Genomic DNA, 16100 nt, shown 5'->3' with positions numbered 1-16100 from the left:
CCGGGATAGCGCATAAAAAGGGGGACATTCGTCCCCCGTCATCGCGATAGCGTTAGAAATTCAGCTCAACTGCTGCGCCGACCAAGCGGCCTCGCTGAAGAGTCGCCGTGTAGATGTCGTTGCTTCTGACCATCTCGCGGCGGTCTGAATCAAACAGGTTTTTCGCATACAGCGTGGCGCGACCGTAGTCGAAGGTGTAAGCCAGCTGGGCGTTGGCCGTCCAATAGGAGCCGATGCGCCCGCGCGAGTCGTTGTCGTATTGCGAATAGTAGGAGTCGGTAAATGCCACGTTGCTACTCAGCTCCCACCCTTTCAGGAACTGATATTTAGCACCCATGTTGGCGGTGTAAGCCGGTGCGCGCGCCAGCTCATGCCCTTCCACGCCGCTGCCCGAGAACTTCTTGATGTCGGTTTTCAGCAGGCCGAGGTTGCCGAACAGCTCGAAGTCCCAACGCGGCTGCCAGGTGGCACCGATTTCCGCGCCGTAGGTTTCCACCTTGTCGGCGTTACGGATCACGCTGGAGTTCTCACCCAACGAATAAGGCAGCTGCATATCCTTGTAATCGTTGTAGAAGATGTTACCCGTCAGCACCACGTTGGCGTCTTTCAGGTGATGGCGGGTGTACAGCTCGTAGTTCCACACATACTCGGAACCGTAGGTATAGCTGACCACCGGCGTACCGATCGTGATGCCGCCGCCGCCGGCGTTATAGCCGCGGGCGATCTTGGCGCCGTAGGTTTGGGTATCCGTCGGTTTCCAGGCCACGTCCAGCTTCGGCAAGAACACCGTGTAGGTTTCGTCGAAGTCGATGCGCACCGCCTGGCTGCCGCCGTCGCGGCGACGGTGCTCGCGTTCCAGACGGCTGGCGGCGGTCACGTCCACCTGCGGCGTCAGCGCATAGGTCAGCTCGGCGAACGCCGAATGGGTATCGGTTTTATCTTTGAAGGTCGATCCGCCGAAGATGTTGACGAACTCATCCTGCGTGCCGTGGAAATAACGCAGCCCCGCCAGCCCGTGCAGGCGGCTGTCCGCGCCGCCGAAGCGCACCACCGGTTCTACGTGCACTTCCTGGCCGTCGATCTCGGCGTATTGGATGTTGTAAGCGGTCGGCCGATTGATATTGAAGTCGGTATAGATAACGCGGTTTTCAAACGTCAGCGCATCGGAGGCCTCCCAGGCCAGATCCCAGATGGTGCTGTTCATGTTGCTTTTGAACACGGCGCGGCGCGGATCGTGACGCGGATTGGTCGGGTGCGGCTGCGGGTTGAGGCTTTCGTTCTGTGGCGCGGTGCTGCCGAAGTGGTTAAAGGTCAGCTTGGTGGTCAGATCGCGCAGGCCGGCCGGGTTGAACAACAGCTTGGCGCGGGCAGTGGTGGCTTCCACTTCGCGCGGGTCGCCCACTGGCGCATAGGCCGGCAGATCGGCTTCGCTGCGGCGGCGCTGGCGATCGACGCTGACGCGGAACGCCAGCTGATCTTCCACCAGCGGGCCAGATGCCATGGCGGCCAGCTGTGAAGAGTGCTGGTTGCCGGCCCCGCCCTTGAAGGCGCTTTCCCATTCGAAGGTCGGATCTTTACTGGCCATAACGATGGCGCCGGCGATGGCGTTACGCCCCTGAATGTAGCTTTGCGGGCCGAGGAACACTTCGACGCGATCCAGATCCCACAGCGACTGCGGGCCGAACGCCTGTTCGTTATAGGTCAGCGAACGGCCGTCCAACGACAGATTGAGGCGCGGGCGGGTGCCGCTGAGGAAGGCGTTGGCGCCGACGTTCGGGCCAGAGCCGTCGATGCCGCGCACGGTCGGCAGTTCGTTGCCGATGCCCAGATCCACCACGTTGGGGGTCATGCGCAGCAGATCGGGGATCTGCACCGCGTCGGGCATCGAGGCGATGCGGTTGCTGTCGAACACCTGCACGCTGGAACCGGTGTCGAAAATGGAACGTTTGATCTTCTCACCGGTGACCAGCAGCGTTTCCGCGTCCTGGTAGGTTTCGTTGCTCTTGGTTTCCGCCGCGTTGACGTTACCGATCGCCAGTGAACATACCCCTAAAAATACGGAGGAAAACGCCCCAATGGCTTTCAACCCCGCTTTTTCCCCGTTTCCTACGCTTTCATGCCGTTGAGCCGCAAAATGCTTGCCCATAGATGTCTTCTCCTTTCATCCCAGAGGTGCACAAAATTTGATTTTTTTTACACAACCTACATCGACACTCACACAGACCATGACGCTCCGGCCTTCCCGACCTTTCTGTTGCTTATCCCTGCGGCAAACCCATGCCTTGCGCGGCCGAACGGGCGCGGCCCCGTCCACGGCCAAGCCGCCGGCGGAGCGGCCGGCGGCTTGTATAAAAACGTAAAATAATGTTAAGAATGATAATATTTTGCATTTTCTAATGCAAATCATTATCAACAAAGGTGTGAGGAAAGCCGCGATAACAGACAGAAAACCTTATACTTTCGCAGGTAAAACAGGCGCTGCAATAACAAGCAATCATTACAATGCTAAGAATAATATAGATAAATTATTCACACCCAACGATACGCCCGTCCGCCCTCGCTAAAACCCCTTATAGATAGCACCCTCGCGTCAAATGGATTAAATAATAATAATTTTCATTCCTATTAACATTTGGATATATTCTTGCAGTCTCGTTGGCTGAATCAAAATGGATACCCGATGAAAGCTTTGACCACGATGCAGGCCGCCTATTGGGTAGGCCGACAGTCCGCTCCTCCCCTCGGCGGCATGGCCGCCCACCTGTATGCGGAATTCGACGGCGGCGAGCTGGATCTCGCCCGACTGCGCCAGGCCGTCGATGCGCTGTACCTGCGTCATCCGCTGTTACGCCTGCGCATTACCGATGATGGCCGGCAGACGATCGCGCCTCCCGGCCCCCGGCACACCTTGCATCTCGACGACTGGCGGCACGCCGATACAGCGACGCTGGCAGCCGCGCTCGCCGCCAAACGCCAGGCAAAAAGTACCCAGCTGCTGCCGCTGGAACAGGGCGTGCCCTGCGATATCAGCCTGAGCCTGTTGCCGGAAGGGCGCAGCCGCCTGCATGTCGATCTCGATATGATCGCCGGCGATGCCATGAGCTTTCGCCTGTTGATGGAAGATCTGACGGCGTTTTATCACCAGTGCCCACCGGTACCCTCCCATGACGCGCCGCCGGCCTACTTCGATCACCTCGCACAACGTGACGCCGACGAGGCGCTGCGCCAGCGGCGCGAACGCGGCCAGCGTTGGTGGCGTGAGCGTCTGGCGCAGGTGCCACCAGCGCCGCGCCTGCTGCGCACGCCGGACCGCTGCCGCAGCGATCGCCTGGCCATACAGCTGGACGCAGAGGAAAGCCGCGCGCTGGAGAACGTCGCCAAACGGCACCACACCTCGCTCTCGACGCTGTTTCTCGCACTGTTCGCCCTGGCCGTCGGCCAGGGGTGGAACATGACGCGCTTTCGGCTCAACGTGCCGCTGTTCCACCGCGAGAGCGAACGGGAGGACGCGCATCGCCTCATCGGCGATTTCTCTAACCTGGTGCTGCTCGGCGTGGAGCTGAACCCGACGGAAAACCTGAGCGCCTTCTGCCGGCGCCTGATGACCCAGCTGGCGGAGCTGATCGAGCATGCGGATTACCCCGGCGTGAGCGTGATGCGCGATCTGTCGCGCCTGCACGGCAGCCTGCAGCCTTCGCCGGTGGTGTTTACCGCCGGTTTCGGCATCCGCGGCAAGACGCTGTTTTCCGAACGGGTCACCGACACCTTCGGCCGTCTCGGCTGGGTCATCTCTCAGGGGCCGCAGGTGGCACTGGATGCGCAGGTCGCCCACGTCGACGACGGCATTCTGATCAACTGGGACGTGCGGCTCGACGCGTTCCCCGAGCAGGTGCTGCCACGCCTGCTGACCTGTTACCGGGCGCTGCTGCACCTGGCCGCGCGGCAAACGGCGGCGTTCGATCGCCCGCTGTCGCAGCTGCTGGCGCAATGCACGCCCGACGCGCTGGCGCAGCAGGCGCCGGTGCGCCAGGTGCTGCATCGGCTGCTGGCGCGGGTGGCCCCCGAGGCCGGCTTGCGCGACCACGACGATATCCACCGCTTGGCCTTGCCGGATGCCGGGGTTAACGCGCTGCTGAAGGTGCTCAACAAGTATCTGGCGGCGGGGCTAACGGCGCAGGATCTGGCGGCGCATTCCTCCCCTGCGGCGCTGGCGGCATTGATCTGCCAACGCTCGCCCGAGGCAGGAAGGCATGCGAAAACGCTGCTCGCCGCGCTGGCGCCGCAGCACTGAGATCGGTTTCCGGGCGCGCGGCGCCCGGCTCGTTTTAATCGGTTAGCGACTATAGGGAAGTACCATGGAGACACCATTAACCGCACTGCAGCAGGCCTATCTTCTGGGCCGCAGCGATCGATGGCCGCTCGGCGGCGTGGCGATGCACGACTTTCGCGAATACCGCGCCCGGCAGCTGGACGTACCGCGCCTTGAAGCGCGCCTGACCGAGCTGGTACAGCATTACCCGGCGTTGCGCACCTGCATCGATGTGCAGCGCGGCACGCAGCACGTACGCCCGGAGGTGACGCTGCATCTGGATCGCCACGATCTGCGCGCCCTTGATGGCGAAGCGGCGCAGCGCCAGGTCGAACAGCTGCGCGCGCGTTACTCCCACCAGCGCCACGATCCGAGCCAACCGCTGTGGCGCATCGCCGTGATCCAACGGGCGGAACAGCAGGATCCGACGGGATCGCCGTACGATACGCTGATCCTCACCAGCTTCGATGCGTTGATCCTCGACGGCCAGGGGATCTCCACCGTGATCGCGCGCCTGTTTGACGATCGCCCTCTGGCGCCGACCGCCGCTGCGCTGCCGCCCCCTGCTGCACCTGCGGCGCAGCGCCAGGCCGATGCCGCCTACTGGCGCGACAAGCTGCAGGATGTCACCACCCCGTCAGCGTTACCGTGGCGCGCCCCGCTCGCCAATCTCACCTCGTCGCGCTATCGCCGCGCCACCCTGACGCTGCCGCGCGATACGATAAAACAGCTCGGCCGCCTGGGATCGCCACATGCGCTGCTGCGTAACAGCCTGCTGTCGGCGCTGATCCTCGATACGCTGGCCCACTGGACCACTGACGGCGAGCTGTGCGTCGGCGTGCCGGTGGCATTCCCCGCCGCCGACGGTGCACTGGGCAACGCCTCCAGCTTCGTAGCGGTACGCTATTCGCGCCACGGCGAAGATTTTATCCAGCGCGCACAAGCCTTGCAGGACGACGTGCTCGGCGCGCTCGACCACCTGACGTTTTCCGGCGTCGATCTGGCGCGGCAGTTGCTCGGCCAAAGCCAGGGCGGCCCGGCGCTGCCGGTGATCCTGACCAACTGCCTGGGCTGGGAGACGCTGCCGGCCGAGGCGCCGGTGCGCTTCCACGACGGCCTGACCCAAACGCCGCAGGTCGCCATCGACATTCGCCTGACGCTGGACAGCGAAAAAAACCTGCAGCTGTGCGTGGACTACGCCGAGCAGGCGCTGCACGGTGAACAGGTAGAAGCCATGCTGGCGGCATTGCAGCGACGCATCCTGCACAGCTGCCAACGGGCCGACCTGGCGATCGCGCCGCGGGACTTCATCGATCTGGCGCATTATCGCCACAACGACAGCGAAGCGAATTACGCACCTTATCCTTATCTGGCACAGCTGGCCGAGCGGCTGTTCGGCGCGCAAGGCGGCGGCAACGCGCTGATCTGCGGCGAACAGACGCTGACCTACCGCGAGCTGGGCCAGCGGATCGCCACGGCGATCGCCAATCTGCAGAGCCGCGGCGTGCAGCCGGGCAACGTGGTCGCGCTGTATCTGCCGCGCAGCCCGGAACAGATCATCTTCAGCCTCGCCTGCGCCCTGCAGGGCGTGATCTGGGTGCCTGTCGATATCAACTCGCCGCCGGAACGCACCGCCTATCTGCTGGAGAACTGCCGACCGACGCTGGTGGTGCACGGCGGCGATCTGGAGACGCCCATTGGCGTGACGCCGGCGACCCTGCTGGCGCCGACGGATCGCGCGCCTGCGCTGCCGGATGAGCAGACGCTGGTTGAACGCAGCGCCAGCCAGGCCGCGAGCTACTACCTGTATACCTCCGGTACCACCGGTAAGCCCAAATGCGTGGTGCTCAACAACCGCGCCACCGCCAACGTCGTCCACCAGACCCAGCAGCGCTGGGCGGTCACCGCCGACGACGTCTTCATTTCCGTCACGCCGCCGCACCATGACATGTCGATGTTCGATCTGTTCGGTTCGCTGTGCGCCGGCGCTACGCTGGTGCTACCGGCGCCGCATCAGGAAAAGGACGCCATCAGCTGGAACCAGCTGGTAGAAAAGCATCGGGTCACCCTGTGGTGTTCGGTACCCGCGATTCTGGAGATGTTGCTCACCTGCAAAACGGCCGACAGCCTGCGTTCGCTGCGCCTGGTGGCGCAAGGCGGCGACTACATCAAGCCGGCGACGGTACAAACCCTGCGTACCCTGCGCCCGGATCTCGCGCTGTTCTCGCTCGGCGGACCGACCGAAACCACCATCTGGAGCATCTGGCACCCGATCGCCCCGCAGGAGAACGGCACCGTGCCTTACGGCCGCCCGCTGCCGGCCAACCGCTACTTCATCTGCCATGACGACGGCAGCCACTGCCCGGCTGGCGTGGTCGGCCGCATCCATACCGCCGGGATCAACCTGGCGTTGGGCTACCTGGAGCAGGGGGAGCTGAAGCAGCACGATTTCGTTACCCTCGAAGGGCCGGATGGGCAACCGCTGCGCGCTTTTCGCACCGGCGATCAGGGCTACTACCGGGCGGACGGCAACATCATGTTCGCCACCCGGGTGAACGGCTATGTGAAGATCCGCGGCGTGCGCGTCTCGTTGCCGGAAATCGAAGACGTGCTGCGCCGCCATCCGGCGATCCAGGACATGGTGGTGGTGGATTACCCCAGCGGAGAGAACAACGAGGCGGCGCTCGGTGCCCTGTATCTGACCCGCGACGGCAAACCGCTGCCGCTGTCCGAGATCCGCGCCTTCGCCACCGGCTATCTGCCCTGTACCCATATTCCGACACGCTTTATCCATGCCGAGGCGCTGCCGCTGTCCGCCAACGGCAAAACCGACCGCCATCGCATCCGTGCCGACCTGAGCCACCAGCAAACCGCGCCGGCGCTGAACGCCTGTGCGGCCCCGCCGCCGAACGCGCCTTTGGCGCGCAGCGCAGAGATCCTGACCATTTACTGGCAGGCGATCGGCGTGGCACCGCGCCCGGAATGGGGAGAAGAGACGGCATTTATCGCCATGGGGCTGAAGCTGCCGCATATCAAACAGGTGGCGGAACGCCTCAATGACGCTTTCGGTACCCGGCTGGTGAGCAGTTCGCTCCTGCCGTGCAAGAACGCGCGCGAAGTGGCGGCGTTGTTGGCCAACTGAAACCACACCACTCGGGCGGGGACATCCCCCGCCCGCATTTTATCAGGCGGGCAACGCCGTCAGGGCCGCCAGCGGCTGCTCCCAGGCTTCCCGCTGCAGCGCGCGCAACAGGAATTCCTGCAGCGCCTCGCCATAGTCCAGCGCATCCTCCGTCGGGAACTGCTCCAGATAAATATCGATATCCACCTGCAGATCGCGGGCGTCGGTGCGGCCGCGATAAGTCAGGTTAAAACCGTCGCCCGAGCCGCCGGCCAATACGCGGCGGGTGCCGCTACAGCCGACAAAACGAGGCGCATCGAAGGGTTGTACGTTGATGAAGGGGGAAATAAAGAAGCGCGAGTCAGGATCCACACCGCGATCGGCGGCCAGTTGGCGCAGGCGGTAGCCGGCGTGGCTGCGCAGCTCGCGCAGCTGCTGCGTCAGAGTGGTGAGAAAGCCCCCCAGCGTCTCCGCTTGCGGCGGTGACACCAGCAGCGGCAGGGTGTTGACCGCCAACGAAGGCACGTTGGTGGCGGCCTGCCCGCGGCGATTCATCGCTGGCATCCACATCGGCAACGCCTCGCCCTGCCGGGTGTCGCGGGGCATCACCTGAAATAGCCAGGCCGCCGACAGCGCCACCAGCAAGTCGGGCCAATTGATGCCGCTGCGCTCCGCCAGCTGCGCCAGTCGTTGCGATACCGCCGCCGGCAGCCGGTGGTGGGTGCTCAGACGCCGCACGCCATAGGCCTCACCGCCCTTGCGCACCGTCGGCAGCGCCTGCGACGGCGGCAGATAGCTCTGCCAAAAGCGCCGATCGCGCTCGCATCGCTCAGAACCCGCGTAGGCCAGCTCAGCCTGTTGAAAGGCGTCGAAGGCGCCCAGAGGCATGCCCGCGCTACCTTCACCCAGATAGTGTGCATACAACGCGGCGCAGCGGTGTTCAATTAGCGCCATACCGAAACCATCAACCAGAATATGGTGCGCACGTACGTACCAGAGGTAGCGCTCCGGCCCCAGCTTGATCAGCCAGGCGGCGGCTAACGGCTCGCAGTGCAGCGCCCGGCGCTGCGCGATATCTTCGCGCATCAGGTTTTGCGCCGCCTGCCAGGGATCGCCGTGCGTTTGCAGATCGATGCGTTGCAATGGCGGTATACGCTGTGGATCGTGCCGTAACGGCGGAGGAGAGTCGCCATGCCGCTCGCCAAAGCGCAGGGCAAACGCCTGCGTCTCGGCGAGGGTGGCGGCGATCGCCCGGCAGAGCGTCTCTTCCTCTACCGCGCCGCACAGTTCGGTGCAGTGTGCGACGGTGGACAGGGTCTGCCCGGGGTGCAAGGTGTGTTCTTCCCAGAAATCAAGCTGCGCTGGCGCCAGCGGCAACCATTCAGAGGCCAAAGCGGTGTCCGACATGTTACCTACCTTTGATAAGCCCGAATAAAGACGCCGAACGGGCGTAACCCGCCGTTCAACGGCTTTTGCGTGTCTCCATACATCATCAAATGAAAATGATAATAACATCTATTATCATTTCTATTAATTTGGTAACACTTTAGATTCTGTTAAGCGGGGATGCAAGTCGCGCAGCGGGGACGGAGAAAAGAAAGTGGCGGAGAGAAGACGGCTAAAAACAAAACGCCCCGGCACCGCTGCCCGGGGCGTTTTTAACGTCGGCGACGCTCGGTGATTAGGCCTGATTGGCCGGCTTCACCTTCTGCGCCAGAAACTCCGTTTCGTAGGCCAGCGCCTTCTTGCGATCGAACTGGTGTTCCCACTTGGCGATCACCAGCACCGCCAGCGCGTTACCCACGACGTTCAGCGCGGTGCGCGCCATATCCAGGATACGGTCCACGCCGGCGATGAACGCCAGGCCTTCCAACGGAATGCCGACGCTGCCCAGCGTGGCCAGCAGCACCACGAACGAGACGCCCGGCACGCCGGCGATCCCTTTCGAGGTGACCATCAGCGTCAGCACCAGCACGATCTCCTGCCCCAACGACAGCTCGATGCCGTACAGCTGGGCGATAAAGATAGCGGCAATGCTCTGGTACAGCGTCGAGCCATCCAGGTTAAAGGAGTAGCCGGTCGGCACCACGAAGCTGGTGATCGACTTGGGCGCGCCGTAGGCCTCCATCTTTTCGATGATGCGCGGCAGCACCGTTTCCGAGCTGGCGGTGGAATAAGCCAGGATCAGTTCGTCTTTCAGGATACGGATCAACGTCCAGATGCGCAGGTTGCACAGCCGGGCGACAGCCCCCAGCACCACCAGGGCGAAGAACGCGATGGCGAAGTACACCAGCACCACCAGCTTGGCCAGCGGCAGCAGCGAGGCGAAACCGAAGTTGGCTACCGTGACCGCAATCAGGCCAAACACCCCGATCGGCGCATAGCGCATGATCATGTGGGTGACTTTGAACATGCTCTCGGACACCGCCTTGAACACCTTCAGCAGCGGCTCTTTGGTCTCTTTCGGCAACGACGACAGCCCCAGACCGAACAGCACCGAGAAGAAGATAATCGGCAGCATGTCGCCCTTGGCCATCGACGAGAAGACGTTCGACGGGATCAGCGACAGAATGGTCGCCACCAGACTGTGCGAACCGCTTTGCACCTGTTCGGTGGTTTTCTCATACTGCGAAATGTCCACCGTGGTCAGCGTCGACATATCGATGCCGTGGCCGGGTTGGAATACGTTGGCCAGCGTCAACCCCACCACGATGGCAACGGTGGTGATCACTTCGAAGTAAATAATGGTTTTCAATCCGATGCGGCCCAGCTTTTTCGCATCGCCCACGCCGGCAATACCGACGATCAGCGTGGAAATAACGATCGGTACCACAATCATCTTGATCAGGCGAATAAAGATATCACCCGCCGGGCTGAGAATATTGCTGACCAGCCACTCACGAGATTCTGTCTGGTTGTGCAATACCGCGCCAACAATAATACCCAGCACCAACGCGATCAGGATTTGCCAAGCCAGGCTAATTTTTACACTTTTCATACCCAAAAAGTCCTCAAAGACTCTTTTCGCCGTACAAAGTCGCAACACGGAGAAAAGAATACTTAATCATTTATTACAGGCTTATGTTAATTCAGTGGAAGCGTTCACCTGCCCTGGGTGCGACGCAGTATAAATCTGTATCATCCGGGCGGCATGCTCTGCAAGCCTTGATTTGTCAGGGTTGAGCGCTGAATCGAATAACAAAAATTTCGCGTTACTATTTCAAATGGCATAATTGCTTGTTATTAAAAACATAATTTCTCATGCAATGAAGCACATAACCGCGCCGACGACGTTTTTTTGTACGCCATTAAAATGCGTTATTTTTCGCCCATTCTGCATATTTAATCCGCATCAAATGTTTATATTTTGTTACGTAAAAGTCAAATAAATGAGAATTGACCGAGTGACATTTTCGACCATAAATGCAGCACCGCTTTATATTTAGCTTAAAAATCGAGCGATGGCGCAGAGTGAATCCCCTAGGATATCACCCGACCTTTCATCAGGAATTAAAGGTTAATAAAACGTTATTTCACGGCGTGCCGTCCATCGTTATATCGCGTTAATATCAACTTCGAATATTAATAGCGAAAAATAATCCAAAAAGATTTATAGCGTGAAATAACGCAGGCCTTTCCCACGCGATTAATCACGAGGCAAACAGTCTCGTCTTTTTTTATTCTTTTTTGTTCTTTAGATAAGTGTTTTTGGCTAAAAACGCGGGTTTATGATGAATTAAACGCCAAAGAGATAGATACGTCCTGCAAATGCGACAGAACTATTACAAATCAATATCTTTGTTGCGTGATCTGCCGCGCAAAAAAGAAACAAAGAATCGTAGCAAACTATACTTAACCTTCAGTTGACATATCATTAACAACTTCAAGGAGAAAAGCTATGAGCCAACTGCATAAACACGCTATTCCTTCTGCAATTGCAGAGCGCGCCCTGATTAATCCGGCACAATACCAACAGTATTATCAACAGTCGGTTCAAGACCCAGAGGCTTTCTGGGGTGAGCATGGCAAAATCCTGGACTGGATCAAACCCTATACCAAAGTTAAAAACACGTCGTTCGATCCCGGCCACGTCAGCATTCGTTGGTTTGAAGACGGCACGCTGAACCTGTCTGCCAACTGTCTGGACCGCCATCTGACTGAGCGCGGCGACCAGACCGCCATTATCTGGGAAGGCGATGACCCGACCCAATCCAAGAACGTGACTTACAAACAGCTGCACCATGACGTCTGCCAGTTCGCCAACGTGCTGAAAAAGCTCGGCGTGAAAAAAGGCGACGTGGTGGCTATCTATATGCCGATGGTGCCGGAAGCGGCGGTCGCGATGCTGGCCTGTGCGCGCATCGGCGCCGTACATTCGGTGATCTTCGGCGGCTTCTCGCCGGAAGCGGTCGCCGGACGCATTATCGACTCCAACGCCAAACTGGTCATTACCGCCGATGAAGGCCTGCGCGCCGGCCGCGCCGTGCCGCTGAAAAAGAACGTCGACGATGCGCTGAAAAATCCCGGCGTGGTCAGCGTGGACAACGTGGTGGTATTCCAACGCACCGGCAAACCGGGTTACTGGCAGGAAGGGCGCGATCTGTGGTGGCATGAACTTACCCAGGGCGTCTCCGCCGACTGCCCGCCGGAAGAAGTGAACGCCGAGGACCCGCTGTTTATCCTGTATACCTCCGGCTCGACCGGCAAGCCGAAAGGCGTGCTGCACACCACCGGCGGCTACCTGGTGTACGCTGCGATGACCTTTAAGTATGTGTTCGACTACCACGACGGCGACATTTATTGGTGCACCGCCGACGTGGGCTGGGTCACCGGCCACAGCTATCTGCTGTACGGCCCGCTGGCCTGCGGCGCCACCACGCTGATGTTCGAAGGCGTGCCTAACTATCCAGGCGTCAATCGCCTGTCGCAGGTGATCGACAAACACCAGGTCAACATTCTGTATACCGCGCCGACCGCCATTCGCGCCCTGATGGCCGAAGGCGACAAGGCGATCGAGGGCACCCGACGCGATTCGCTGCGCATCATGGGCTCGGTCGGCGAGCCGATCAACCCGGAAGCCTGGGAGTGGTATTACAACAAGATAGGCAACGCAAAGTGCCCGATCGTCGATACCTGGTGGCAAACCGAAACCGGCGGCTTCATGATTACCCCGCTGCCGGGCGCCACCGAGCTGAAGGCCGGTTCCGCCACGCGGCCTTTCTTCGGCGTACAGCCGGCGCTGGTCGATAACGTCGGCACACCGCAGGAAGGCGCCTGCGAAGGCAACCTGGTGATCGTCGACTCCTGGCCGGGCCAGGCGCGTACCCTGTTTGGCGATCATGACCGCTTCGAGCAAACCTACTTCTCGACCTTCAAAGGCATGTACTTCAGCGGTGACGGCGCCCGCCGCGACGAGGACGGTTACTACTGGATCACCGGCCGCGTCGACGACGTGCTGAACGTCTCCGGCCACCGTCTGGGCACCGCCGAGATCGAGTCTGCGCTGGTATCGCACCCGAAAATCGCCGAAGCGGCAGTGGTCGGCATTCCTCACAACATCAAAGGCCAGGCGATCTACGCCTACATCACGCTGAATCACGGCGAAGAACCGACGCCGGAGCTCTATACCGAAGTGCGCAACTGGGTGCGTAAAGAGATAGGGCCGATCGCCACGCCGGACGTGCTGCACTGGACAGATTCGCTGCCCAAAACGCGCTCCGGCAAGATCATGCGGCGTATCCTGCGCAAAATTGCCGCCGGCGACACCAGCAACCTGGGGGATACCTCCACGCTGGCGGATCCGGCCGTAGTCGACAAGCTGTTGGAAGAAAAACAATCAATGAAAGTGCCGTCATAATTTACGCCGCTTCAGGCCGCTCATTCGGATAACGCGCCGTTGAGCGGCCCTGGCGCGGCGTACTCTATCAATACCTACTGGAGACACTCTGATGAATGACACCATTTATCAAGGGATTGAAGAAAACCCGCGCTTTAAAGAGCTGGTGAGAAAACGCGGCCGGTTCGCCTGGCTGCTTTCGCTGATTACGCTGGCACTGTACGTCGGCTTTATTCTGTTGATCGCCTTCGATCCGCAATGGCTCGGCACGCCGATCGCCGCCGGATCGACCATCACCCGCGGGATCCCGGTCGGCGTCGGGCTGATCGTGATCTCTTTCGTCTTGACCGGGATCTACGTGTTTCGCGCCAACGGCGAGTTCGATCGCCTCACCGCAGAAATCCTGCGTGAGGTGAAACAATGAAGCGTTTATGCTCCGCCCTTTCCGCCGCCGCGTTGCTGTTGCTGCCCGGTCTGGCCCATGCCGACGCCATCGGCGGCGAAGTGCATCGTCAGCCGCTGAACATCCAGGCGATCGTGATGTTTATCCTGTTTGTCGGCGCCACACTGTACATCACCTACTGGGCGTCCAAACGCACCCGTTCCCGCCAGGACTACTACACCGCGGGTGGGCGCATCACCGGCCTGCAAAACGGCCTGGCGATCGCCGGCGACTTCATGTCCGCCGCCTCGTTCCTCGGCATCTCCGCCCTGGTTTACACCTCGGGTTATGATGGCCTGATCTATTCCATCGGCTTCCTCATCGGCTGGCCGATCATTCTGTTCCTGATCGCGGAGCGCCTGCGCAACCTCGGCCGTTATACCTTTGCCGATGTTGCCTCTTACCGTCTGCAGCAGAAACCGATCCGCACCCTGTCGGCCTGCGGCTCATTGGTGGTAGTCGCGCTGTATCTGATCGCGCAGATGGTCGGCGCCGGCAAGCTGATCCAGCTGCTGTTCGGGCTCAACTACCACGTGGCGGTGATCCTGGTCGGTATCCTGATGGTGTTGTACGTGCTGTTCGGCGGCATGCTGGCCACCACCTGGGTGCAAATCATCAAGGCGGTGCTGCTGCTGGCCGGCGCCAGCTTTATGGCGCTGATGGTGATGAAGTCGGTCAACTTCGACTTCAATACCCTGTTCGCCGAAGCGGTGAAGGTGCATCCGAAAGGCATCGCCATCATGAGCCCTGGCGGCCTGGTCTCCGATCCGATTTCTGCGCTGTCGCTCGGCCTGGCGCTGATGTTCGGCACCGCCGGTCTGCCGCACATCCTGATGCGCTTCTTCACCGTGAGTGACGCCAAAGAAGCGCGCAAGAGCGTGTTCTACGCCACCGGTTTTATCGGTTACTTCTATATCCTGACCTTTATCATCGGCTTCGGCGCCATCTTGCTGGTCAGCGCCAATCCGGCGTTCAAAGACGCCACCGGCGCGCTGCTGGGCGGCACCAACATGGCGGCGGTGCACCTGGCCAATGCCGTTGGCGGCAACTTCTTCCTCGGCTTTATCTCGGCGGTGGCCTTCGCCACCATTCTGGCGGTCGTTGCAGGCCTGACGCTGGCCGGCGCCTCGGCCGTTTCCCACGACCTGTACGCCAGCGTGATGAAAAACGGCAAGGCGACCGAGCGCGATGAGCTGAAGGTCTCCAAGATCACCGTCGTGGTGCTCGGCCTGGTCGCTATCGCGCTGGGGATTTTGTTCGAGAAGCAGAACATCGCCTTTATGGTCGGATTGGCGTTCTCGATCGCCGCCAGCTGTAACTTCCCTATCATCATCCTGTCGATGTACTGGTCGCGTTTGACCACTCGCGGCGCAATGATTGGCGGCTGGCTGGGCCTGCTGACGGCGGTGATTCTGATGATCCTCGGCCCGACGATCTGGGTGCAGATCCTCGGCCATGAAAAGCCGATTTACCCGTATGAATATCCGGCGCTGTTCTCGATGATCGTGGCCTTTGTCGGTACCTGGCTATTCTCGATCACCGACGGCTCGCTGGCCGGGCAGCAGGAGCGGGAACGCTTCCGGGCTCAGTTTGTCCGTTCGCAAACCGGGCTGGGCATCTCTCAAGGCAGCTCGCATTAACCGAATAATAAGTGAAAAAAGCAAACACACCCTAATCAAAGGCCCTTCGGGGCCTTTTCTCTGGCTGTTTATCGGAGAGAAGCAGGGAAAAGCAGCGCAGCGTAGCTGCGCTTTTTTGCATTTTACGCATAGCAAATTACGCATAGCAAAAAGCCCTGAACGTCAGTTCAGGGCTTTCGGCTTGGTTTGATGCCTGGCAGTTTATGGCGGGCGTCCTGCCCGCCCCCCTTCGGGCCGTTGCTTCGCAACGTTCAAATCCGCTCCCGGCGGATTTGTCCTACACAATTCGTCTCATCCTGAGACTCTCCCCTCCGGGGCCGCCGCACGCGGCGTTAAGGCCCGTTCCCGACGGGCCTTTCGCATGCCCATGCTCGTGCAGAACGCCAGATAACAGACAAAACAAAAAGCCCCATGCTTTCGCATGAGGCTTGTTGTTTTATTTGATGCCTGGCAGTGTCCTACTCTCGCATGGGGAGACCCCACACTACCATCGGCGCTACGGCGTTTCACTTCTGAGTTCGGCATGGGATCAGGTGGGACCACCGCGCTATTGCCGCCAGGCAAATTCTGTTTCATTCCAACCGCGCCACTCTCGTGTCGCCATCAGAACCAATCTCGGAACTTCGCTGAAAATCTCTCTAAAAACACCTTCGGTGTTGTAAGGTTAAGCCTCACGGATCATTAGTACTGGTTAGCTCAATGCATCGCTGCACTTACACACCCAGCCTATCAACGTCTTAGTCTTAAACGTT

Annotated in this window: 8 protein-coding genes and 2 rRNA genes; 5 read left to right on the top strand and 5 right to left on the bottom strand. The window is 60.3% G+C overall.

The window, feature by feature from the left end; translation table 11 throughout:
• Positions 1 to 52: 52 nt before the first annotated feature.
• The gene (locus QOL81_RS11985) at positions 53 to 2146 is read right to left on the bottom strand and encodes a TonB-dependent receptor (protein ID WP_025304960.1); all 2094 of its coding nucleotides are present in this window, start codon (positions 2144 to 2146) and stop codon (positions 53 to 55) included.
• Positions 2147 to 2680: 534 nt separating this feature from the next.
• On the opposite strand from QOL81_RS11985, the gene QOL81_RS11980 reads away from it, so the two are divergent.
• Together QOL81_RS11980 and QOL81_RS11975 are read left to right on the top strand one after the other, a co-directional pair.
• Complete coding sequence (locus tag QOL81_RS11980; RefSeq protein ID WP_283439836.1) at positions 2681 to 4291, top strand: condensation domain-containing protein; 1611 nt, start codon at positions 2681 to 2683, stop codon at positions 4289 to 4291.
• A gap of 64 nt (positions 4292 to 4355) precedes the next feature.
• Positions 4356 to 7451 (top strand): amino acid adenylation domain-containing protein, encoded by a 3096-nt coding sequence (locus QOL81_RS11975; RefSeq protein ID WP_283439835.1) that lies wholly within the window; start codon positions 4356 to 4358, stop codon positions 7449 to 7451.
• 42 nt (positions 7452 to 7493) lie between these two features.
• Here QOL81_RS11975 and QOL81_RS11970 read toward each other — a convergent pair whose 3' ends face one another.
• Both QOL81_RS11970 and gltP read right to left on the bottom strand, forming a co-directional pair.
• Entirely contained in the window at positions 7494 to 8837 is a 1344-nt protein-coding gene (locus QOL81_RS11970) for a condensation domain-containing protein (protein WP_102985592.1), read from the bottom strand.
• Between the two features lie 274 nt (positions 8838 to 9111).
• Positions 9112 to 10428, bottom strand: coding sequence for a glutamate/aspartate:proton symporter GltP (gene gltP / locus QOL81_RS11965; protein ID WP_015376334.1), 1317 nt, complete (start codon positions 10426 to 10428; stop codon positions 9112 to 9114).
• Between the two features lie 900 nt (positions 10429 to 11328).
• On the opposite strand from gltP, the gene acs reads away from it, so the two are divergent.
• From acs to actP, 3 genes are all read left to right on the top strand, one after another.
• The gene (acs, locus tag QOL81_RS11960) at positions 11329 to 13287 is read left to right on the top strand and encodes an acetate--CoA ligase (RefSeq protein ID WP_283439834.1); all 1959 of its coding nucleotides are present in this window, start codon (positions 11329 to 11331) and stop codon (positions 13285 to 13287) included.
• A gap of 91 nt (positions 13288 to 13378) precedes the next feature.
• Positions 13379 to 13690 (top strand): DUF485 domain-containing protein, encoded by a 312-nt coding sequence (locus QOL81_RS11955; RefSeq protein WP_004930047.1) that lies wholly within the window; start codon positions 13379 to 13381, stop codon positions 13688 to 13690.
• Positions 13687 to 15348, top strand: coding sequence for a cation/acetate symporter ActP (gene actP / locus QOL81_RS11950; RefSeq protein WP_060425186.1), 1662 nt, complete (start codon positions 13687 to 13689; stop codon positions 15346 to 15348). The genes QOL81_RS11955 and actP overlap by 4 nt, the downstream gene beginning before the upstream one ends.
• A 445-nt stretch (positions 15349 to 15793) precedes the next feature.
• On the opposite strand, the gene rrf is transcribed toward actP, so the two are convergent.
• Both rrf and QOL81_RS11940 read right to left on the bottom strand, forming a co-directional pair.
• A 5S ribosomal RNA gene (gene rrf / locus QOL81_RS11945) occupies positions 15794 to 15909 on the bottom strand.
• Between the two features lie 99 nt (positions 15910 to 16008).
• Positions 16009 to 16100 (bottom strand): 23S ribosomal RNA (locus QOL81_RS11940); the annotation flags it as partial.

The sequence above is a fragment of the Serratia sp. CC22-02 genome, from assembly GCF_900182895.1.
Lineage (GTDB): Bacteria > Pseudomonadota > Gammaproteobacteria > Enterobacterales > Enterobacteriaceae > Serratia > Serratia nevei.
This window is presented reverse-complemented; position numbering and strand designations above follow the sequence as displayed.

Coding starts and splice junctions, on each gene's coding strand:
- QOL81_RS11985 (WP_025304960.1), bottom strand. CDS start 2,146: ATGGGCAAGCATTTTGCGGCTCAACGGCATGAAAGCGTAGGAAACGGG.
- QOL81_RS11980 (WP_283439836.1), top strand. CDS start 2,681: ATGAAAGCTTTGACCACGATGCAGGCCGCCTATTGGGTAGGCCGACAG.
- QOL81_RS11975 (WP_283439835.1), top strand. CDS start 4,356: ATGGAGACACCATTAACCGCACTGCAGCAGGCCTATCTTCTGGGCCGC.
- QOL81_RS11970 (WP_102985592.1), bottom strand. CDS start 8,837: ATGTCGGACACCGCTTTGGCCTCTGAATGGTTGCCGCTGGCGCCAGCG.
- gltP (WP_015376334.1), bottom strand. CDS start 10,428: ATGAAAAGTGTAAAAATTAGCCTGGCTTGGCAAATCCTGATCGCGTTG.
- acs (WP_283439834.1), top strand. CDS start 11,329: ATGAGCCAACTGCATAAACACGCTATTCCTTCTGCAATTGCAGAGCGC.
- QOL81_RS11955 (WP_004930047.1), top strand. CDS start 13,379: ATGAATGACACCATTTATCAAGGGATTGAAGAAAACCCGCGCTTTAAA.
- actP (WP_060425186.1), top strand. CDS start 13,687: ATGAAGCGTTTATGCTCCGCCCTTTCCGCCGCCGCGTTGCTGTTGCTG.